Origin of the sequence: Paenibacillus sp. FSL E2-8871, assembly GCF_038000345.1 — a bacterium.
GTDB lineage: Bacteria > Bacillota > Bacilli > Paenibacillales > Paenibacillaceae > Paenibacillus_AQ.
In genome coordinates this window covers 5,072,931-5,094,823 of sequence record NZ_JBBOBV010000001.1, presented here as the reverse complement: position 1 = coordinate 5,094,823, position 21,893 = coordinate 5,072,931, and the positions used below count along the sequence as shown (strand labels likewise).

Here is a 21,893-nt window from a genome sequence, read left to right as displayed (position 1 = left end):
TTCTATATAACAAATCTCGTAGAACTAATGCGTTGTAACTTGCTTAGCAGCTACTTTCTTTGCAGTCACTTTCTCTTCTGCCGTTTCCTTAGGCTGTACACCTCTTTTAATAAAGAAGGCTAGAATAAATGCAATAATCGCTACGCCTACAGATACCAAGAATGCATCGTTAATTCCTTCAATAGTAGCTTTCGCAATGACTTGATTTTGTATACCAAGCAATTGGTCTGCCGAAGGTTTAGCCGTTAATTTACTTACAGCATCAGCGACCATATCTTTCACATGTGAAGTGGTACTGTTAGACATAATGGTTACGAGCAGTGCCCCACCTATCGCCCCTGATACTTGCTGAATCGTACTGTTCATAGCTGTACCATGCGGCGTATATTTGGCTGGGATAGAATTCAAACCATTGGTCATAACTGGCATCATCACCATAGAGATCCCGAACATTCTCACCGAATATAGAATCATGAGTGTCGAATATTTAGTCGTTTCAGTCAGATCACTAAAGAAATACGTACTAATCACTACAATCGCTAGACCAATTAGCGCTAATACCTTACCGCCGAATTTATCGAACAATTTACCTGTGATTGGAGACATAACACCCATAATTAACGCACCAGGCAACATTAGAAGTCCCGAATCCAGTGGTGAAATCCCTCTAATATTTTGCAGGTAAATCGGCATTAGCATCATCGCTGAGAACATTGCCATATTCAGTGTAATCGAAATCGCTGAGGATAAAGCGAACATCGGATATTTGTACACTCTGAAGTTAAGCATAGGCTCCTTCATCTTCATTTGGCGCATAATGAAGATCACTAATCCAATCGCTCCGATAATAAGCGCGGAGTAGACCATTGGATCATCCCATCCTTTATTCCCAGCAGAACTGAAGCCATATAGGAGACCCCCGAAACCAATCGCTGATAGAACTACAGATAAGAAGTCAATCTTAATAGCCACATCTTTTTTAGGATCATGCAATTTGAAGAAGGCCAGAATGAACACCAATACGGCGATTGGGGCAATCATAAAGAATAGTACAGGCCATTCATAGTGCTGAATAATCCATCCAGATAATGTAGGTCCGATAGCTGGTGCAAAAATCATAACCAACCCGAACATCCCCATAGCTGAACCACGTTTCTCAGGTGGAAAGGTAGTGAACAATACATTCATTAATAATGGCATCATGATCGCAGCCCCTGAAGCCTGAACCATTCTGGCGATCAGCAACACAGGGAAGCTTGGTGCTAATCCGCCGATAAAGGTTCCTATCGCAAATAATCCAATCGCGATTAAGAACAACCGTCTCGCGGTATACTTTTGAATCAAAAAAGCTGTTGAAGGAATCATGATCCCGTTCACCAGCATATAGCCCGTTGATAGCCACTGTACCGTTGAGGCACTAACATTAAAATCCTTCATAATCGATGGTAAAGCTATATTGAGTAGGGTATTACTCAGTAAAGCAACAAATGCACCAATCATGAGGATTGCCAATATCCCGTAAGATGCTTTACTTTCTTTTGCTTTCATTTTGGAATCCTCCATTCTATAATCATACTAACGGTTCAATTTTGAACTCGTGTTATAATCCGGTGTAGAATATATTACTCCCTTATTTCTCGCTTGGCAAGACAAAAATCATTTAAAATTGAAATTGTATTAAGTGGAAATATACGCTAGTCTATATTGGAACAAAGAGTTCAGCTTAAAGGGGCAACTCAGATGATAAATAAACGAAAAGAGCAAGTGGTTCATAAAGCGCATGAATTATTTATTGAAAAAGGCTACCACGCCACATCCATTCAGGATATTTTGAATCATAGCCGGATCTCCAAAGGATCTTTTTATAACTATTTCCCTTCAAAAGGGGATCTCTTTAAGGCTGTATTTACGTCTATTCACGATCGACTTGAAGAAGGGCGAAATTCCCTGCTCATAGGTCAAGATCCTTCTGACATTAAGATATTTGCCGAGCAGATTCAGCTGGTCATGAAAATCAATAAGAAAAATAAATTGTTACAGCTCGTAGAAGATGCTTTGGTCTCCAATGACCCAGACTTAATAACATTTATCAAAAAAACAAAGTTCAACCTCCTTACCTGGGTACATGAACGTTTCCTTCATATTTTCCCTGAGGATAAGAAACCCTATTTACTGGACGGAGCCATCATTTTTACAGGAATTCTACAAAATATGCTACAAATCAACAGTGCTATGAATGAAGTCATCACCTCTAAGCAGATCATTGATTATTGCACTACGCTTATCCAAACCATTGTTGAAGAAGTAAGTCAAATGGGCATTCAACTCATCTCACCAGAGCATGTGGGCAAATTATTACCCGCAGCGGAATACAGTGATTTTTTCAATAATGATTTATCCTTTGCGACCATCAGCTTAAAAAAAGTAATAGAGAGATCATTTACAACTGGTGATGCGAACCTCACTAATTATCTAAAGCTGTTATACTTTATCCAGGAAGAAATCATGAACAACAAGGAACCGAGACAGTTCTTAATCGAAAGTGCTCTACTATCCTTAAGGACATGTCCTAATCTAAATGAAGCCAAAGAGTTTAAGCATTATCAGGATGTATTATCTAAAATGCTGTGAAGCTAACTAAAAGTGTGGTGAAGCATTTGTTCAAGCTATTATTAATCGAAGACGATTCAACGCTGTTTAATGAGATCAAAGAGCGACTTACCCAGTGGTCTTATGATGTATATGGCATTCAAGATTTCAGCAATGTCACACAGGAATTTATAGAGATCAAACCTGATTTAGTCATCATCGACATCCAATTACCTAAATTTGATGGGTTTCATTGGTGCCGAATGATTCGTTCCCACTCTAACCTTCCGATTATCTTCTTATCATCCCGGGATCATCCTACAGATATGGTAATGTCGATGCAGCTTGGAGCCGATGACTATATTCAAAAGCCCTTCCATTTCGATGTACTCATTGCCAAAGTACAAGCGATTCTTCGGCGCGTCTACAATTACAACACGGATAACCTTGAGCTCAAGACATGGTGTGGAGCAACCGTGGATTATGAGAGAAATGTATTGACGCATGATATGGGATCGATTGAGCTTACGAAAAACGAGATTTTTATATTGAAATTGCTTATTGAGAAAAAAAATAAAATCGTCACGCGCGAGGAATTAATCAATAGCTTGTGGGATGATAAACGTTTTATAAGTGACAACACCCTTACCGTCAACGTAAACCGGCTGCGAAAAAAGCTGGATGAGATAGGCTTGGGTAGTTTCATTGAAACGAAAGTAGGACAAGGGTATATGGCCATCGAAGAGGAAGCACTATGATTAAAAAGTATCTCTTGGAAAGAAGTAGCTGGATCCTACTAGTCCTCTTTACCAATCTTTTTATACTTTTTGTCACCTATATGGATTCATCAATCCCATTCTCTTCAGTTCTCTATCTGGTCTCCTTGTCGATGCTTTTTTTTGTGATGTTCTTAATCCTTCGCTATCCCAGAGAAACCAGGTTCTATAAAAGCTTGGTTGAGCGAGATGATGATCTGGATGTAACGAGTATCGCCACCCCCGAAAGCCCGTTTGAGCATATTATTGAGGAGAGTATTATCAATCAAGCTAAATGGTTAAAACAGGCTGCCTCGAACAATCAAATGACGTTAGAACAGGAAAAAGATGAACTATTATCGTGGATTCATGAAGTGAAGACCCCTCTGACAGCGATGCATCTAATGATGGAGCGAATCGAAGATGATGTAATGAGGAAACATCTGACCTATGAATGGCTGCGCATACATCTTCTGCTGGATCAACAGCTACATCAAAGACGAATTCCCTTTATCGAAAATGATCTATATATAGAACATATCGATTTAGAAACGCTTATTTTCGGGGAGATTAAGACGTTGCAATCCTGGTGTATTCAGAAGGGAATCGGCTTTGAGCTGAACTTGGAAGTAGCTGAAGTGCTTAGTGATGCCAAATGGCTGGCTTTTATTATCCGACAACTACTAACCAACGCCGTAAAATATAGTGAGGCTTCAGATATTACAGTGAGTAGCTATCAGCAAGCTGAGCATATCGTTCTTGAGGTGAAGGATGGTGGGCGCGGGATAGATCCAAAGGATCTGCCTCGGATATTTGATAGAGGATTTACTTCCACCACCGTGCATCGCGACAATGCCGCCACAGGTATGGGATTATATTTAGCCAAAAAAGCGGCGCAATCCTTGTTGATCGTCATCGGAGTTGAATCGAGGCCCGGATCAGGGACGACATTCACTTTAACCTTTCCGCTTAAAAATGAATTCGTGAAGCTCTCAAGCGTGTGACAACAATGTCACATGCTTTTTTATTTTGTTCGGGCAATCGAAGGATAAGAACGGCAAAGCCTTTTATAATAAAGCTATACAAAAAGAACGAGTATAAAAAGGGAGTGAATCATTTTGGCAATTCTTGAAGCCACTAAAATTCATAAAAGCTACGGAAATAAATTAAACAAACAATCCGTGTTGAGTGGATTGGATATTTCTATAGAAGAAGGCGAATTTGTTGGGATTATGGGCTCTTCCGGTTCAGGAAAGACCACCCTGCTTAACGTTCTCTCGTCAATTGATCAGATCAGCAACGGATCGATTACCATTGAGGGTACTGAAATTTCTAATATGAAAGAAAAGCAATTAGCTGAATTCCGGAAAAATCATTTAGGATTTATTTTTCAAGAATACAATCTCTTAGATACGCTGACGGTGAAGGAAAACATCCTGTTACCTCTATCCATTACCAACACCCCTAAGAAAATTGCCAATGAGAAATTCGAAAACGTCGCGAGGGAGCTGGGGATTTTAGAGTTGAAAAATAAGTACCCGAATGAAATCTCTGGGGGTCAAAAACAACGCACCTCTGCAGCTAGAGCCTTCATTCATGATCCAAGCATTATTTTTGCTGACGAACCTACAGGAGCCTTGGACTCTAAATCTGCTTCTGATTTGTTAAACAAGCTGAGTGAACTAAATCAAAGACGAAAAGCAACGATCGTTATGGTTACACATGATCCAGTGGCAGCTAGCTATTGCAGTAGAGTTATTTTTATAAAGGATGGTACGATCTATACGCAATTAAATAAAGGAGAACAATCAAGACAAGTCTTCTTCAACGACATCATAAAAACACAAGGTGTATTAGGTGGTGTGCAGAATGAGCATTAATGTACTGATGCTTCGAAATCTGCGAAAAAACATCAGAAATTACTATCTGTATGTATTTGCTCTCGTTTTTAGCGTGGCCTTATATTTCGCCTTTGTTACGTTGCAATACGATCCCTCGATGGATGCAGTAGAAGGCTCGATCAAAGGTGGCGCAGCAATCAAGGCTGCCTCGGTCTTACTGGTCGCGATTGTATCCATTTTCCTGTTATATGCAAACACTATCTTCATCAAACGCCGGGGAAAAGAAATTGGTCTGTTCCAGTTAATAGGGATGACCAAAAGTAAAATATTCCGAATCCTTTCGGCAGAGAATTTCATCCTATATTTTGGTTCTTTAATTCTAGGAATAGCCGTGGGCTTTTCTATTTCCAAATTAATTCTTATGATTCTTTTTAAAATAATGGGGATCGATGCGATAGCATCCCTTCGTTTTTCTACCCCAGCCCTGGTTCAAACGCTGATCGTATTCTTTGTAATCTATCTTTTGATCATGCTGATGAATTATGGATTTATTAAAAGACAAAGCATTCTATCCTTATTCCGGGTGACCTCAACCACAGAAGGCAACGTGAAAAAGCTGTCCTTCTTTGAAATGATTATAGGGATCGTTGGGATTGGATTGATTCTGCTTGGCTATTCGATTTCATCCCGATTATTTAGCGGAGACTTAACATCAATGACTGAGCTATCTATATCCATGATCACTATTCTGGCTTCAGTTATCATCGGGACTTATCTTTTTTATAAAGGCTCGGTAAGCTTTATCTTTCATCTCATTCGTAAAAAGAAAAACGGGTATCTGAATATTAAAGAGGTGTTGTCTCTCTCCTCCATTATGTTCCGAATGAAATCAAATGCCGTACTGTTAACCATCATTACAACGGTATCAGCTCTGGCGCTGGGTTTATTATCCTTGAGTTATATTTCGTTCTACTCTGCTGAGAAAAGTGCGAAGCTCTATGTTCCGTCAGATTTTATTCTTACGGATATCCAGGATGCTAAACAATTTAAAGAGGCATTAACGACTGAAAATTTGCTGTTTACGGAAAAAATAACCGAAGTCATTCAAGTGGATGTAAATATAGAGAATCTTCTGGCAGAAAATTCCAAGGCGCTCGGTATGATGTCGAATAATATGACTCTTCCCGTCATCAGTGAAAATTCGCTGGAGGGCATTGATCTATCCCCTGATGAGGCCTATTTTACGAAGACAAGTAGTGCAATGGAGAATCTGATTTCTATGAAGGACCAGGGTGGCATTGAATTCAAGGGACAACATGAAGTCATTCCGCAGTTTTATAAAAGAATTGATATGGAAGCCCCCGTTTTATACAATTTCACAGGTGGTGGCTTACCCCTTGCTATTGTAGACGACACGACCTTTGAACGCTTAAAGAAGGATCTAGATCCAGCCCTTCAAAGAAAGTCCTCTCTTAATATCGGCATCGATATGAAAGAACGGGCAAGCGTTGAGCAGGCTAATGAGCTTTTTCAGAACATGAAATTTGCAAAAGGCCACATAACCGACTCTCAACTGGAGACGATGAACAATCAAAAGCAAACTATGGGACTTATCATGTTTATCGTGGCCTTTCTGGGGTTAACGTTCCTGATTACCTCTGGATGCATTCTTTACTTTAAACAAATGGATGAAAGTGAGAATGAAAAGCCCAACTACACGATCCTCAGAAAGCTTGGTTTCACGCAAGGGGATCTGCTTAGAGGGATTCAGGCGAAACAATTATTTAATTTTGGGATTCCATTAGTCATTGGATTGCTTCACAGTTACTTCGCCGTAAAATCAGGATGGTTCTTCTTCGGTACAGAGCTTATGACACCAATGATTCTGGTGATGCTGCTATACACCGCTTTGTATTCTGTCTTTGCAGTGCTGTCCGTCTTCTATTACAAAAAGGTGATTAAAGATTCTCTTTAAAAAAAGAGGGGTTCCACAAGCCGGCATGGCTTAGGAACCCCTTGTTGTTATCATACCTCTATCTCCTATCTTCATATTCAATTCTAGTTAACCCGTAGAAGACTATATCCTCGAATTTATCCCATTTTAAAATATGCCGTTTAAATTCTCCTTCAAATCTCATTCCAGCTTTTTTCATAACGTTAGAGGAGGCAGGATTTCTAGTCATTGCCGCTGCCCATATTTTATTTAATGCGAGGTCTTCAAATCCAAAATCAATTAATCGCTTAGCTGCTTCAGTCGCATAGCCATCTCCCCAAAAAGGTCTTCCTACCCAATAAGCAAGCTCACCTCTTTTATGCGATTTGTCTATATTTAGACTCGTACAGCCTATTAAGGTATTACTCTCTTTACTAATTAAAGCAAAAGGAAATCCTTCCCCTTCGTCTGCGCTTTTCCTACAGGCACCAATCCAAGATTCAGCCGCTCCATCAGGGTATGGATGAGGAATAGACAGCGTTGTTCTAGCTACTTCTATATCCCCAGCAAGCTCTTGAACTTTACTTGCATCTGTGGATTGAAACGGTCTTAGTATTAACCTTTGTGTTTCAAATGTAGGTTGCATAGAAAGTACCTCTCACTATTGGATTTTCAATAGATTATATTACAATTGTTGGATATTGCAATACATATATCAGCTATTCACAATCCCCAATACGAAACCATCATACCCTTTACTTCCCACTGTCTGAATGGCAGTAGCCGAAATCTTAGGCTCTTCAGCCAACAGATCATAAAATTCCCGTACGCCTACTACACGAGGATCTTCGCTATTCTTGTTAATGATCTCGCCTTCACGAATCACATTATCGCCTATAATCACTGTACCGGGCCGGGAAAATTGAAGCGCCCACTGTAAATAGTTAGGGTTGTTGGGTTTATCGGCATCAATGAATATAAAGTCAAAGGGTTCCACACCCTCTTGTTTCATCTGAGACAATTGCCCCAAAGCATCGCCTATACGAAGTTCTATCAGATCATCTACTTGAGCAAGCGCGAAATTGGCCCCAGCCACCTGAGCATGCGATGGATCTAACTCCAAGGTAACGATATGTCCGTCAGACGGGAGCGCCCTTGCCATCCAAATTGTACTGTACCCACCCAAAGTGCCAATCTCCAGAATCCGGCGTGCACCTTTCATTTGAACCAATAGGTTAAGGAATTTTCCCTGACTAGGTGAGACATCAAAGGGCGGCAGCCCTGCCTGTTGATTCGCGGACAACACTTCCTCCAGCACGGAGTCCTGCGGAATTAAGCGCTCTGTAATGTACTGATCGACTTTATCCCATGTAGTCGGTTGATTCATATTTATCACTTCTCCTTTGAAATAAAATTTTCATTTCCACAATTAGGGATCGGTCGTAACTACGAGGAGTGTTTGGACTTCCGGCCGCTGTTGTCTCCAGATTTCTTCGATTAAAACCACTATTCTTGGTTGAAATCCGTAGACAAAGGCGGTCGCTGACGCTCCTACAGTTCCAAACCTCCTCTTCGGTACTCCTTTTCCCTAACTAAAGATTCAAGTTCAACTTCAACTTCAACTTCAACTTCATACCTGTATTGTAAATCAGTTATAATCATAAATATAATATATCTTTAAATCTAAACTATATATTAAATATATGAATTAAACGATAACAGATAGGAGCTTAACCATGAATCTACACGCCTTGCGCTTATTCCATGTAATCGCATCGACAGGAAGTGTGACACGCGCCTCCGAAACTTTAAATATCAGTCAGCCTGCGATTACGGCTCAGATCAAGAAATTCGAAAAGGAACTATCCTTCGCCCTATTCAAGCCTCAAGGTAGAGGAATTGCTTTAACGGATGCGGGTGAAGAGCTTGCCCTACTCGCGAAAAGACTGTTCGCTGTCGAACAGCAGATCGAACAATTCACTCAGGATTATGTTAACGGCACGAATGGAAGTATCCGCCTAGCCGCGACGTATTTACCTGCTCATTTCCTTATTCCTACCTGGATCGCAAAGTTCAAGCAACAATATGAGCAAGTGGAAATGGTGATTACTACCACCAATTCAAGCGATGCCCTGAAGCAGCTGTTAAATGTAGACGTGGATATGGCGATTTACGGAGGGATTACCGAAGCCTATCCAGATACGATCCGGACAGAAGAGTTATTTCAGGATGAGTTATGGTTTGTGGTCGCACCCCATCACCCCTATGCGAATCTGCAAATTTCTTTATCCGAAATGATGAAGGAGCCCTTTGTCATGCGTGAGGAAGGGAGTTCGACGAGAGAGAGATTATTATCGTTATGCCGTACATATAATACGCCAGCTCCCACGATCTCTTTGCAATTTAACGGACTTCATGAAGCGATTCAAGCCGTTATCGCCGGGTATGGCGCCAACTTCGTCTCTTCACTCGTTGTTCGCGAATATGTTGAACGTGGAGAGTTATGCCGAGTTTATGTTGAAGGCATACATCTGAAGAACAGCATTGCGATCTGTACGCGAAAAAATGAACCCTTATCCGCCTCAGCGGCAAACCTTATTCAAATGATTCGCCAAAATCCTTATACGATGTAGCATTAATGTTTAGGGAGGCTTATCGGAATCGAGGCAGGGAAGCATCCTGGAGCATACTTTTCGCTGCATACCTCTCGCTGGAATAGTGAAAACCTGCAATAGTGCAGCTTTTTGTACAGGCATCCTCATCATGCAGACCAAAAACTGCAAATGTGCAGGAAATATCCTCACAAATGGCTTGAAAGCTTCTTCTAGCGCAAAAATAACTGCAGATTCGCAGGAATAAGTGCTTCAGCTCTCCACGTATTATAAAAAGATGTACTTTTGCAGGTTTATCAACCGGTATAGTTACTAATTAGTCAATCATCACATTTTGAGCAACACTGTGCTGATTATGTCCTCGAGCCATCCTATATTTACGTAAAAAAGACTGCTCTTTAGGCTGACTATATCCAGCCCGGAGAGCAGTCCTTGTAAGTACAGGCTTTATTGGAACGCCTTACGCTTGCTTCTTCTCCGTTAAATAGTACAGAAAAGCCAAGATCGGCAGCGCCAGACCGATCAAGCTGGTCAGACTCCAGCCCCCGTACGCATATGCCCAGCCGCCTAGTGAAGAGCCAACGGCTCCGCCTACAAAAAATATCGCCATAAATAATCCGTTTAAACGTCCTCTCGCCTCGTTGCCAAGGGAATAAATTGCCCTTTGTCCAAGCACCAGATTACCCGATACCCCCATATCCAGCATAATAGCTGCTGCAACCAGCAATCCGAGCGTCACTCTTGAATCGTTCTGAAACAAGTAAGCAAGAAGAAAAGCCACAGCTGCCAGCACAAACGCAAGTCCGGTCAAAGGGCGGGTCCAGCCCCGGTCAGCCAATCTCCCAGCGATGGGAGAAGCGATAGCCCCAGCCACTCCGGCTAGCGCAAACAAGGCAATGCCTTGCTGACTTAAATGATACGTATCGGCCAGATGCAAAGAGACCGTCGTCCAGAACAGGCTGAAAGCTCCAAACAGGCTAGCCTGATAAATCGCCCGGCGGCGTAACACTGGCGTACTCTTCAGTAAAGTACCTAGAGAACGGATCAATCCGCCATAATTCATTGTAGGCACAGGTTGACGCTGCGGCAGCACACGGGACAATAGAAGTGTTAATAAGGCAATCACTACGGCGGATATGGCATAAATCGCATGCCAACCCCACAATCCAGAGACAAAGCTGGCCAGTGGCCGGGCGAACATAATACCGAGCAGCAGCCCACTCATTACATTACCGACCACCCGGCCGCGCTGCTCTTCAGCAGCCAGAAAAGACGCATACGGCACAAGAATCTGGGCAGCTACGGAACCGAGACCAATGAACAGGGATGCTCCCAAAAAGATCGCTGCATTCGGAGCTAGTGTGGCTGCTACCAGTGATACCACCACCACAGCCAGCGACACCACTGTCAGGCGGCGATTCTCAATAATATCGCTAAGCGGTACTACGAACAAAAGTCCAAGAACGTATCCTACCTGGGTCAAAGTTACAATCAGACCCGCTGCCCCAGAAGAAAGCTGCGTAGCTTGGGCGATCTGTCCGATCAGGGTTTGGGCGTAATACAGATTGGCCACAATTAGTCCGCAGGAGGCCGCTAATAGAAATGTAATCCATCCATGGATCGTCTTTCCTTCCGCATGCTCCATCGCTGAATTCACTGAACTTCCTGAACTTACAGGATTCATTCGTCTTCCTTGATTCATAAGATCTCCACCCTTCGATTATAAATACTGAACGTACCGTTCATTAATTAATTTAAATATATACTGAACGTTCAGTTTTGTAAATAGGCGATTGGCTACTTCACATAACCTTTTGTATAATGAACGTATAGTTTCTTTTTAGATCGCAAGTTAAATAAAGGATAGATTAATCGGGAGGGATCTCTGATGGATAAAAAAAGAGGACGGCCGCGCAATAGCGAAGCCGAGGCTTCTATTCTGGCAGCATCGTATGATTTACTACTAGAGACTGGATTTGGTGCGGTGACCGTAGAGAAAATCGCGGAACGGGCCAAGGTAAGTAAAGCGACCATTTATAAATGGTGGCCTAACAAAGCAGCTGTGGTCATGGACGGCTACCTCTCTGCAGCATCCGCAAGATTGCCAGTGCCGGACACCGGTTCGGTCATGGACGATATTATGATGCATGCCACAAACCTGGCTAATTTTCTTCGCAGCCGAGAAGGAAAGATCATTACCGAGTTGATCGGCGAAGGTCAATTTGATGCCGGCCTTGCTGAGGCCTATCGTGCGAGGTTTTTCGCTCCCCGTCGCCAAGAGGCACGACAGTTGTTGGAGCGTGGGGTGACCCGGGGCCAATTAAAAGCGGATCTGGATATTGGGATCACGATTGATCTGCTGTATGGACCGATATTTTATCGGCTTCTGATCACAGGGGATGAGCTAGACGAAGCTTTTGTGAAATATTTGATCACCTCTGCCTTTGAGGGCATCAAAGCATAACGAGCATAAATGCCTTTGGCGAAACTTATACTTTCTTATATTTTAAAAAGCCATCCTTTGCAGGATGGCCTATCACTTATATTTACACCGTTCGATCCAAATTAACTTCAAACGTGTCTCCAGTTACATAATCCATATACCTCGTATTCCCATCGTAATCCAAATAAGCTTGATAGCGGGTACGAATAGCCGGTTGTGTAATCCAATCAAGTACTTTCTCTTTTGCCACCCACATCACTTCAGAGGTTTCCTCCGAGGTACATAATTCCCCACCCACGGGCTTGCAGATAAAATCAAACATGACCTTAGTAGGAACATCGGTTACACCGTCATACCATTTATGAATGCCTGTATTGGAATACACACCAATCAATTGAGATACCGTGACATCTATTCCACTTTCCTCTTTAATCTCTCGAATTAATGCATCCACCAGGAAATACCCATCCACCATCATGCGTCTTTACTAAAAGGATATCTCCTTGTTCATTTTCTGCGAATCCACCTGCCGCTACAATATGTGTTGGCCAAGCCATAGACTGCACCTCTTTTTAGAAGAGGTTAACAATTTAATCAGCATTTGTAAACGATATTTTTCTATTCCATAACGCTTTAAAAGCTTCGCAATGCTCTATTAAATCATCAAACTTTCCTTCACCCACGACCGAGCCTTGGTCCACTACCAGTATCTTATCAACGTCTTTTATAAAATTTAGTCGGTGGGCAACAATAATGATGGTTTTGTCCTTAAATTCCTGCAAAATCGTCTCCATAAGGCTTTGCTCCGTAATATTATCAAGTGCAGAAACAGGTTCATCTAGAATTAGAATGTTTCTTTTCTGAGCAATGATTCTGGCAAAAGCTAATCGCTGTCTCTCCCCGCCTGATAATTTAACCCCTTTTTCACCTACCAAAGTATCTAAACGATCCGGTAATTGGCTTACCTTTTCCTGCAGATGAACCTTTTCCAAAATCTCATACAACTCTTCATCGGACAAAGAATGCTCATCAAATATAATATTGTCCCTAATCGTAGCGTCAAAAATTGGCGTGTCTTGTGATAAGTAAGAGATATGATCATAGTAGCTATCCAGATGGATCTCATCGATATCCTTACCGTCCAATAAGAGTTCACCTTTGTCCTTTTTTAATAAGCCTACGATTAACTTAATCAGAGTTGATTTCCCGCCCCCACTTAAACCGACAATAGCAACCGACGTTCCTCGCCCAACGGAAAAACTCAGGTTGTTCAGAATTCCCACATTACCATAGTTAAAAGATACATCCCTAAATTCAATATTACCGTGGATCTCAGTGATAACTTCTCCTCGTTCTAGATTCTTATCTTCTGGGGCATGAATAAACTCTTCAAATCTCTTGTAGGTCACTCTATTCAGTCTGTAATCTACAAAGAGGACATTGAAGATAGCAATCGGCGAATAAATCTTATCAATAAACATAAACAAAGCGACCACAACACCAAGTGACGTCTCACCTGCGACAATGCTTTTCACACCGTAAATTAAAACAACGACTTTAATAATCGTGACAAACAACTCGAATATCGCGAAAAAAGCTTCATGGATCATTTGTAACTGAGCATTTTTTTGAATAATAGTGCGTGCAGTCTGGCTTAATTTATCGATCTCTTTCTCATATCTTTTGTTCGTTCGGAAGACGACTAATTCCATAAATCCACGGATAGAGAATCTGGACATCTTTTCTTGTTCCTGTAGAATGGCCGCCTTCCTCGCATACAGAAATTTCAACAGCAGATTCGTTATCAAAAAGACGACCACGTAGCCTGCAGCAATCACTACCATGATCCTTAAATCATAGAAGCTGATAAAGATAAGACTGAACAGAAGAGTGGGCAATAACTCATGTAATGTTTTGAGGAAAAAGGAGAAAATCATGCTGTTTCCAGCTGCTGCTCCATTCTCGATCACTTTAATCATCTGACCTGTGCCCATATCCTGATAGGCTTGATAGTCGATTTTGGATATTTTAGATAGTGCAAGTATCTTTAACCTCTCCGTTATACTGTTCGATAAATACACACTAGGGTATTCATCCACATAATTTAGGATCACCACCCCAGCCAGCAAAACGCCGTACACCAAGATTAAATTAAATATCTCACCAAAGCTGTTGATCACCGTGACCTTGTCTAATATTTTTTGAAACACTACAATGCCTAAACTACTCAGCAGTTGAATAGTAAAACCCAATAAAATATAACCGCATATCCACCATTTCAGGTGAGCTAGACTCTTTTTCAACATATCGTTAATCCCCTATCTTTTAATTGAATGCAAAAAAGCCAGGCAACCCCACCATCCAACTATTAAAACCATCCACAATTAAACGGTTCTCAAAGTTAAATAGGTTAAGTGCCTGGCTCTATACAAAAAGCTGCCTATGGCACCGTTCAAAGCTCTAGTTAATGTAATCAAAAGGGTAGACTCCCCCCTTGATAGCTGGTACGCGTTTGACCCAGCCCGATAACTAGTTACTTCGAACGATACGGAAAGACATCCATTTCACCCCAATTAAAAGAATTGTTCCTATTATAATTCTCTAATCCATATTTTTCAAGAATTACGTTTGACGATACGTAGACCTGCCACTTGGCCCACCTTATGTCCTTCATGTGAAGCGAACTTGATCGTAACCGCTGATTTGCCGCTAGTGATGGTCTGCGGGAGTTCATAGCGAACCGTCTCCAGCTTATTCATCTCCTCAGACTCAAGAGTGCCTACACCAAGTTGCTCCCCATCCGCCAAAATATCGAATGCCAGCGAAGTATCGTTCGACTTCAGATACGTGACCACCAGATCCACTTGCTCCTCTGGCAAAACTTCCATCGTAAAGGAGAACCAGCCATTGATCCAGCTGTCCCGATACTTGCGATTGTGGATTTTGCCTAAGCCTACAAATTCGCCTTCAAAGTTATGATCGCGTTCAGGCTGCATTTCAGCAGGTTGTACCGAATCGACGGTTAGCTGCTCAAGCAGCAAATTCTTCTCTACGGCCTCACGATATTCAACCTCAACCAGCTTCCATTCCTCTGGCGTGAACAAATCCCAATACACCGAATAACGATGATCATGCATAGGGTAGAATGGACGAAGTTCATGGTCTCCTGCATATCCTAAACCTTTCATCCGGAACACATTTTTGCTAACGTTAGACTGAATGAGGTTATCTGTAAGTGTCTCGCGATCTCCGATTAATACGGAGGCAAGGGCGTGATCACTACCTAACTCTGCATCTATGGGTCCAAAATCGCCTGCCAGTACAAGCGGTCCGTAGAGGAAAGCAACTCGATTCAGATTATCCGGCATGGACTCGATTCTAACCGACATCGGAATATCATATTCGACAACGTCTCCATCCTGCCATACTCTATCCAAAGCTAGGTAGCTGGATTTGCCCACATTCACTTGAATGTCTTCACCATTTACTTTAACGCTCATGCCTTGCTCAGCCCAGTAGGGGTATCTTAGCTTCAATGTGAATTTAGTTGGTTTCTCCGTGCTGATACGCAGGATGCCTTGTCCCTCTTCAGGGAACTTGGTCTCTTGCTTCAAACTAATGCCATGCTCTTTCCAAGTCACTGTTGAAGGTACGTACTGATTCACATACAGCTCATCTTCACTATGGAAGTAAATCGCCGAGCCATACATAGAATGGCTTTCCATACCTGACCCCACGCAGCACGTAAAGCTCTCAAACTGGGAGTTGAACGACTTATGTCCACCCATTTCGAGGGATACAAAATAACATACACGTCCATCTACCGGCTCCTGAGAAGCTAGGATATGGTTATACATCGCACGTTCGTAGTAATCCGCATATGCGGCATAACCATCCCACTGGAACATATGCTTGGTCAGCTTCAGCATGTTGTAGGTATTACACGTCTCACATGACCCCTCTCCCAATCGGTCGTTCAGTTTATCCGGTTCACCGAAATGCTCATTATAGCTGTTGCCGCCAATCACGTATGAATGATGATTCACGACCCGATCCCAGAAGAAGCGAGAGATGCCTGCGTAATGCTCCTGTCCCGTTACCTCATACTGTCTTGCCGCTCCAATAATCTTCGGAATCTGAGTATTGGCATGTCTTCCTGCTAATGTGTCTTTTTCTTCAGCAAGATCATTAAGGACTTCTCCATGGTAAAAGCTTTCGGCTAAGGTGAGGAAACGGTCATCGCCAGAATCCTCTGCCAAATCTGTGAGGACTTCATTCATACCGCCGAATTCACAACGCAGCACCTCTTGGATCTGATCTTTATTCAGCCCTGAAAAAATATCTTCAAGCCACATTCCAAGCTTCGTTTCAATAACGAGCGCCTTCTGATTTCCGGCCAATCGATAAGCATCACGAAGACCCGCAAACAGCTTATGCATCGTGTACAGCGGTACCCAGCCACCGTTGAGGTCAAAGCCCTGTGAGCGAATGTCGCCTACCTTCACTTCCTCAAACAGCTCTTTGCCACGAGGAATCCCGGAAATGAAGCCATTACCATGCGCATCCTGACAATGCTCCAATTCGTCTACTACATAATTCACGCGGGTGAGCAGCTCTTCATTCCCTGTAGAGGCATACATTAACGCACATCCAGAGATATAATGGCCTAGCGTATGGCCGCTAATGCCTTGAGATTCCCAGCCTTCATAATGAGCAGCCTTAGGCTCTAAGCCAGCATATTGGCGAAAACGCGACAGTAGCCGATCTTCCTCAAGCTTGAGTAAATAATCCGTATTTAACTCCATCGCATGGAGAAGTGGACCTGAATCAATGCGTACATTCTGCAAATCAAAAACTTGCGTCTTCAATGAAATCGCTCCCTCGCAATCTTGTCAGGGTGATATGACAAGTGTATATTTGTATCCATAAGATAACATCGGAACGTTGATTTGTCGGTAGATCAGCCATACAAACGGTGGACAAATCCGACTTATTGATTGCTAGGAGGATCGCATGACCTATTTGAAAACAAATGCAGATATACCTGTTCATTTTACTGCGGCAGGTGAATTCATCTCAGAAACGCCATGGAAGCATGTAGAACGTGCAATGGGCAATTATGAGCTAATCATAGGCGTGAATGAAACGGTTTATTTAAATGAGGAGACCAAAAGCTTCGAAGTAGGCCCTGATGAAGCTCTTTTGCTTATGCCTAATCGCACGCATGTCGGCTATAGAGAATCACGACCCGGGGTTAAGTTTTATTGGTTTCATTTCGAGCTGAAAAGCGAGGGTTTATTGCTGAGTGAGGAGGAAATGAAGCCTGAGGCGGAAGAAATCTTTTCGCGCACACAGCGCTTATGGTCCGTACATGATCTATATCTACCACAGTTCATAAAGATCGAGCACAGTGACCGGATTCATATTCTGGCGAATCAAATCCTCCATGTAGCCAACTCGGGATATTTGACCTATTCCAGTGTTAATTATTTGTTGACCTCACTCTTAATTGAGCTATCTGAGCATGCACTTCAGCCGTTCGCCAGTAAGCTAATCCGTGCGCAGCAAAATGTCACCTTTGTAAAAATAGCCGAGTGGACAAGAATACATGCAAGCGAACCGCTTACGGTGGCAATCATCGCGGAGAAATTCAATTACAACAAGGATTATTTAGCTCGGCTATTTAAACAGCATACCTCGATGGGACCCTTGGAGTATATTCATTCAGTACGTGTGACTAAAGCGAAGGAGCTGCTAACCAGAACCGCCCTCAGCGTGAGGGAAATCGCGACAGAGACGGGGTTCACCGACGATAAATATTTCATGCGCCTCTTCCGAAAATACGAAAACATGACACCGACCCAATATCGTAACGCCTATCATAAGACGTTTATGAATAATGATTGAAGTAAAAAACTGCGGCAGGCTTCAACGTTTTGAAAAGAGTTTGAAACAACACTCCGTCCGCGGAGCCCCCTCGCCATGGGTTGAAGAAGGGGGAAGCGGAGCCTCCGATAGATAATCAGGGAATTTCTCCCTAAAAAATCTGATATTCTGTTCATTTGTCTAGTGATTAGGGAATATCTCCCTAAAACTCGACCGATTTGTTGAAAAGAATAGATATTACCCCGATTTTAGGGATAAATTACCTAATTCCATTCATTTAAAGCAAAAATCAGTATTTTTCAGGTTTTTTTCTCTAATTACTCTTAAAAAAGAAGCTGCCTCTAAGTAGCATTCACTACTCTTGAGACAGCCCCTTCTCTAACTTACAATCTTTAAATTATTGAATCGTTTGCGAAGACGAATTCCATCGCCAGCGTGGAGTCGATCCTTGCAGATGCACCCCTCCATACCATTCATCGATTCCTTTTTTCTGAACCCAGTCTTCATTTCCAGCCAATACACTTTTGCCTAGCTCGGTTAATGCAAGCTCGCAGTCTTTGAATGGCATTACTGGATCGTTATAACCAGGAAAATCATTGAACCCATGGGTTTGCAGCAAAGGGTACGGGCGTTGTGCCATCTGTCTTAGAATATGCCAATATTGCAAGTCGCCCATTCCCAAGATATGAAGCTTATCACCCACATTTTTGAACAGATCATATGGTGATTTTATTCCCTCATGGATCATCTCCAGCGTGAGTTGTTCTACGATGCCAAGTCCTTTAGAGGTCGATGGGAACCGAGATAAATGCGCTATGAAGGCGTCATGTGCAAATGGCAATGCGGACGTATCCTTAGTTAGTAGCTGTTGTAATGATTCTGGATTCGGTGATACATAGGCTTCCCAGAATTCTTGGCCTACTTTTAACTCCTTGTCGCCGATTAACTTCCAAGTTCCTGATAAAGTCCCCATTTGCTCTACAGATAGTTGTCCAAGTCCTCGAAACAGCTCAATGCCGGGATATTCTCCAATGCACAATAAACTCAGCTTCGTGGATCCCTTCTTCTGCTTCGAGAACCAATGGAGCAAATAGCACAGCATCGTCTGATCGAATAGATCATGCTCGAACCATAATACAACTTCATCATATTTATGAAAATCAGCTAAGATCTTTTCCTGTTCCTTACTGATCTGTATAAATTCCTTCTGCGGAATCCCCATCGTTTGTTCTAAATAATGCGCTCTTACTAAGCGGTTATTCTGTTCCCCAGGCTCTAAAAAGACCGGCCCATGAGAGTAGACCTCTCTCCATACTAATACATCACCTTGCACAATTCCCTGACGCAGCTTATCTCCCACTACATCTCCGTTTACAATATGAAGCACACCTTTTCCTCCTTCGTACAAATGATTGAACACGGAGAGGACATCCGCTACAGGTAGCGCACCCTTAAGCTTGCGGCGAGCATCAAAGAGTCGTTTCTTCAATACCGGGACTGAAGTCCCCAGAAAGTCAGCAATCTCTTGAAGGGAATATCCCTGAAAATAATATAATTGAACGGCGATCCGCATATTGGATGTCAATGCAGCTATAGACTCGTGAAGCAGTCGTCGCGCTTCTTTTTTCTCAATAATGTCCGCCACACTAAATGAAGATTCTGTCGATTCCACAGCTTCATCGTAGGGTAATGCAGGATGCTGCTTTCTTCGCAAGATGCGATAACATTGCCGCACCACAATAGCTTTAAACCAGCCCGGGAATGCCTCTACTGCTCGTAATTTATTCAAATGCAAAAAGGCTTCTGTGAAAGCTTCCTGCACAGCATCTTCCGCTAATTGATAGTCACGCAGCTTTTCGAACGCAACTGCATTGGCCATTGGTGTAAAATGCCTAACAATCTGTTCAAAAGCTTGTCGGTCTCCTTGTTTAGCCTCTTCGATATACTGAAGCATTTTCTCCCCCGCTCCCTTCTTCCGTATTATATACAAGTGCCAATGAAGTTCCCAAAGGTTACGGATGGGATTGAAAAGTCAGACGTTATTTATTTTTTCCTATTACATCCTTTGCAACCTCTAGAGCTGAAGAGGCTCGCGGCCAGCCTACATAAAAAGAAAGGTGGGTAATGGCCTCCACAATTTCTTCAAGTTGTAATCCGTTCTCTAAAGCCAAGCGCAAATGATAGGGGAGTTGTTCCGTCATGCCCCCCATCACCAAAGCAGAAATCGTAATCATGCTACGATCCCGAAGTGATAATTGCTCCCGTCTCCATAAGTCCCCAAATAACACATTTTCCGAGTAGTCGACGAATGCCGGAGCGAACTCCCCTAACGATTCCCGTACATTTGTGACGATTTTCCGATGCGCCATATTACACCTCCCTAACCGGAGGTTGTAGCATTTGAGCAACACCGTTACCAAACGACCAATCTTCGAATTCCGTGTCGACGAGCACAATGAATATATCTTCTTTTCTGATGTTTAGCGTCATCGATAATTCCTCGGCTAGCATCGCGTAAAAGCTTGTTTTCTGCTCCGTCGATCTTCCGGATTTTAGCGTAACTTGGATATATATCAGTCCGTCGCTTCGTTCAATATTTAAATAATCTTTACTATAAAAAAACTCCCCCGCTTTATGCGCATGAAAAACCTGAAACATATCATCCTCCGGTACATGGAAATGCTGAATTAATGCACTCATAATCGCTCTGCATATTCCTTCTAGCTGATGAATGTCGTATTGTTGCTCCAAATAACTGACTCTAATGAATGGCATTTTAATTCACTCCTTCTTTGGAATTCTTTTATTGTACTCTCAGTATTTTTATTTATATAATTGAATAAGATAATAATCTTAATCAATTATACCGATAGAGGTGACAATCGATGGATCTAAAAGAACTGATGGCTTTTAAGACCATCCTTCAAGAAGGCACTTTCTCACGTGCTGCCGAAAAGTTGAATTATGCGCAGTCTACCATTACCAACCAAATTCAACGACTTGAAAAAGAACTGGGCATACAACTCTTTCACAGAGGCTGGGAAGTAGAACTGACAAGTGCTGGGCAAGTTTTTGCAGCGGAAATCGATAACCTTATTCAACATTGGAACTATGTATCAGAACTCACCAAGGCTTTACAGCATGACGAAATTGGCACACTCCATATCGGAGGCATTGAATCCATGATGGAATCCGTCCTACCGAACGCCTTGGGAAAGTTTCATAAGCAAAAACCCAAAATGGAATGTAACTTCATTCAGGGTAACACTGATTCGCTCTCACAACTTGTTCTACAAAGTGAACTGGATTTCGCCATCTGCGGTGAGCCGTCCGACCTGTCTTTCTTTTATTTCGAACCGCTCTATCACGAGAAAATCGCTTTTATAGTAGATCACAATCATCCTTTAAGCGGACGAGACAATATTTCATTTCGAGAAATTCTTGAATATCCAATTATAGCTGGAGGACACACTTGCTTATATTATCTTCGGTTAGCTAAGCAATTTTCGAGATTCGAATCAAAGCCCACTCTATCCACCATAAGTCAAATTTCTGCTATTCCTCATTTTATAAGAAAGAACCCTGGGGTGGGGGTAGTGCTTGATTCGACATCTTTAATGACAGATATAATAAAAATCGATGTTGAACTAAGCGAGCCGTTCATTCAAGTGGGTATATTGCAGCGGCGCAACCGAGAATATCTAGCAACATCATCAAAAAAACTATTCATACAAATCATAAAAGAGGAAATTGAGAGGATTAGTAACGCTAATCCTACGCTCCATATTTGAACCTCAAGCTAGTTCCATATATGATAGCTATATCATTGTTCTC

General features: G+C 42.3%; 20 protein-coding genes. 9 read left to right on the top strand and 11 right to left on the bottom strand.

Annotation, left to right across the window (positions count from 1 at the left end; translation table 11 throughout):
* Positions 1 to 24 precede the first annotated feature (24 nt).
* On the bottom strand, positions 25 to 1,548 hold the full coding sequence (locus NYE25_RS23070; protein WP_076285163.1) for a DHA2 family efflux MFS transporter permease subunit: 1,524 nt from the start codon (positions 1,546 to 1,548) through the stop codon (positions 25 to 27).
* Positions 1,549 to 1,740: 192 nt separating this feature from the next.
* Here NYE25_RS23070 and NYE25_RS23065 point away from each other — a divergent pair, with 192 nt between their 5' ends.
* The 5 genes from NYE25_RS23065 to NYE25_RS23045 all read left to right on the top strand — a co-directional run bounded on the left by NYE25_RS23065 (position 1,741) and on the right by NYE25_RS23045 (position 7,160).
* Positions 1,741 to 2,631: a TetR/AcrR family transcriptional regulator gene (locus tag NYE25_RS23065; RefSeq protein WP_256716355.1), complete on the top strand. Its 891-nt coding sequence runs from the start codon at positions 1,741 to 1,743 to the stop codon at positions 2,629 to 2,631.
* A gap of 26 nt (positions 2,632 to 2,657) precedes the next feature.
* Entirely contained in the window at positions 2,658 to 3,347 is a 690-nt protein-coding gene (locus NYE25_RS23060; RefSeq protein ID WP_042193184.1) for a response regulator transcription factor, read from the top strand.
* Positions 3,344 to 4,348: a sensor histidine kinase gene (locus NYE25_RS23055; RefSeq protein ID WP_076285162.1), complete on the top strand. Its 1,005-nt coding sequence runs from the start codon at positions 3,344 to 3,346 to the stop codon at positions 4,346 to 4,348. Before NYE25_RS23060 ends, NYE25_RS23055 begins: the two co-directional genes overlap by 4 nt.
* A 114-nt stretch (positions 4,349 to 4,462) precedes the next feature.
* Positions 4,463 to 5,224: an ABC transporter ATP-binding protein gene (locus NYE25_RS23050; protein WP_076285161.1), complete on the top strand. Its 762-nt coding sequence runs from the start codon at positions 4,463 to 4,465 to the stop codon at positions 5,222 to 5,224.
* Positions 5,214 to 7,160, top strand: a complete 1,947-nt coding sequence (locus tag NYE25_RS23045) for an ABC transporter permease (RefSeq protein WP_341146920.1) — start codon at positions 5,214 to 5,216, stop codon at positions 7,158 to 7,160. Before NYE25_RS23050 ends, NYE25_RS23045 begins: the two co-directional genes overlap by 11 nt.
* A 58-nt stretch (positions 7,161 to 7,218) precedes the next feature.
* Here the strand turns inward: NYE25_RS23045 and NYE25_RS23040 are convergent, their stop codons facing one another.
* Both NYE25_RS23040 and NYE25_RS23035 read right to left on the bottom strand, forming a co-directional pair.
* Positions 7,219 to 7,764, bottom strand: coding sequence for a GNAT family N-acetyltransferase (locus NYE25_RS23040; RefSeq protein WP_341146919.1), 546 nt, complete (start codon positions 7,762 to 7,764; stop codon positions 7,219 to 7,221).
* A 69-nt stretch (positions 7,765 to 7,833) separates the two neighbouring features.
* The gene (locus NYE25_RS23035; RefSeq protein ID WP_341146918.1) at positions 7,834 to 8,505 is read right to left on the bottom strand and encodes an O-methyltransferase; all 672 of its coding nucleotides are present in this window, start codon (positions 8,503 to 8,505) and stop codon (positions 7,834 to 7,836) included.
* Between the two features lie 349 nt (positions 8,506 to 8,854).
* Here NYE25_RS23035 and NYE25_RS23030 point away from each other — a divergent pair, with 349 nt between their 5' ends.
* Positions 8,855 to 9,751: a LysR family transcriptional regulator gene (locus tag NYE25_RS23030; RefSeq protein WP_076285157.1), complete on the top strand. Its 897-nt coding sequence runs from the start codon at positions 8,855 to 8,857 to the stop codon at positions 9,749 to 9,751.
* A 439-nt stretch (positions 9,752 to 10,190) separates the two neighbouring features.
* On the opposite strand, the gene NYE25_RS23025 is transcribed toward NYE25_RS23030, so the two are convergent.
* Positions 10,191 to 11,375, bottom strand: a complete 1,185-nt coding sequence (locus NYE25_RS23025) for an MFS transporter (RefSeq protein ID WP_341147773.1) — start codon at positions 11,373 to 11,375, stop codon at positions 10,191 to 10,193.
* A gap of 243 nt (positions 11,376 to 11,618) precedes the next feature.
* On the opposite strand from NYE25_RS23025, the gene NYE25_RS23020 reads away from it, so the two are divergent.
* On the top strand, positions 11,619 to 12,194 hold the full coding sequence (locus NYE25_RS23020) for a TetR/AcrR family transcriptional regulator (protein WP_042184333.1): 576 nt from the start codon (positions 11,619 to 11,621) through the stop codon (positions 12,192 to 12,194).
* 82 nt (positions 12,195 to 12,276) lie between these two features.
* Here the strand turns inward: NYE25_RS23020 and NYE25_RS23015 are convergent, their stop codons facing one another.
* The 4 genes from NYE25_RS23015 to NYE25_RS23000 all read right to left on the bottom strand — a co-directional run bounded on the left by NYE25_RS23015 (position 12,277) and on the right by NYE25_RS23000 (position 17,041).
* Positions 12,277 to 12,627, bottom strand: coding sequence for an NUDIX hydrolase (locus NYE25_RS23015; protein WP_341146917.1), 351 nt, complete (start codon positions 12,625 to 12,627; stop codon positions 12,277 to 12,279).
* Positions 12,602 to 12,730, bottom strand: coding sequence for a hypothetical protein (locus NYE25_RS23010; RefSeq protein ID WP_341146916.1), 129 nt, complete (start codon positions 12,728 to 12,730; stop codon positions 12,602 to 12,604). The genes NYE25_RS23015 and NYE25_RS23010 overlap by 26 nt, the downstream gene beginning before the upstream one ends.
* A gap of 33 nt (positions 12,731 to 12,763) precedes the next feature.
* Positions 12,764 to 14,479, bottom strand: coding sequence for an ABC transporter ATP-binding protein (locus NYE25_RS23005; RefSeq protein ID WP_341146915.1), 1,716 nt, complete (start codon positions 14,477 to 14,479; stop codon positions 12,764 to 12,766).
* 309 nt (positions 14,480 to 14,788) lie between these two features.
* Positions 14,789 to 17,041, bottom strand: a complete 2,253-nt coding sequence (locus tag NYE25_RS23000; protein WP_341146914.1) for a beta-L-arabinofuranosidase domain-containing protein — start codon at positions 17,039 to 17,041, stop codon at positions 14,789 to 14,791.
* A 145-nt stretch (positions 17,042 to 17,186) separates the two neighbouring features.
* Here NYE25_RS23000 and NYE25_RS22995 point away from each other — a divergent pair, with 145 nt between their 5' ends.
* The gene (locus NYE25_RS22995) at positions 17,187 to 18,080 is read left to right on the top strand and encodes a helix-turn-helix transcriptional regulator (RefSeq protein WP_341146913.1); all 894 of its coding nucleotides are present in this window, start codon (positions 17,187 to 17,189) and stop codon (positions 18,078 to 18,080) included.
* 376 nt (positions 18,081 to 18,456) lie between these two features.
* Here NYE25_RS22995 and NYE25_RS22990 read toward each other — a convergent pair whose 3' ends face one another.
* The 3 genes from NYE25_RS22990 to NYE25_RS22980 all read right to left on the bottom strand — a co-directional run bounded on the left by NYE25_RS22990 (position 18,457) and on the right by NYE25_RS22980 (position 20,834).
* The gene (locus NYE25_RS22990; RefSeq protein WP_341146912.1) at positions 18,457 to 20,013 is read right to left on the bottom strand and encodes a sigma-70 family RNA polymerase sigma factor; all 1,557 of its coding nucleotides are present in this window, start codon (positions 20,011 to 20,013) and stop codon (positions 18,457 to 18,459) included.
* Positions 20,014 to 20,098: 85 nt separating this feature from the next.
* On the bottom strand, positions 20,099 to 20,428 hold the full coding sequence (locus NYE25_RS22985; RefSeq protein WP_076300081.1) for a carboxymuconolactone decarboxylase family protein: 330 nt from the start codon (positions 20,426 to 20,428) through the stop codon (positions 20,099 to 20,101).
* A 1-nt stretch (position 20,429) separates the two neighbouring features.
* Positions 20,430 to 20,834 carry a tautomerase family protein gene (locus NYE25_RS22980; RefSeq protein WP_076300080.1) on the bottom strand — a complete coding sequence of 135 codons (405 nt, stop codon included), beginning with the start codon at positions 20,832 to 20,834 and terminating at the stop codon, positions 20,430 to 20,432.
* A gap of 110 nt (positions 20,835 to 20,944) precedes the next feature.
* Between NYE25_RS22980 and NYE25_RS22975 the strand changes: the two genes are divergently transcribed.
* Positions 20,945 to 21,850 (top strand): LysR family transcriptional regulator, encoded by a 906-nt coding sequence (locus NYE25_RS22975; RefSeq protein ID WP_341146911.1) that lies wholly within the window; start codon positions 20,945 to 20,947, stop codon positions 21,848 to 21,850.
* Positions 21,851 to 21,893: the final 43 nt, after the last annotated feature.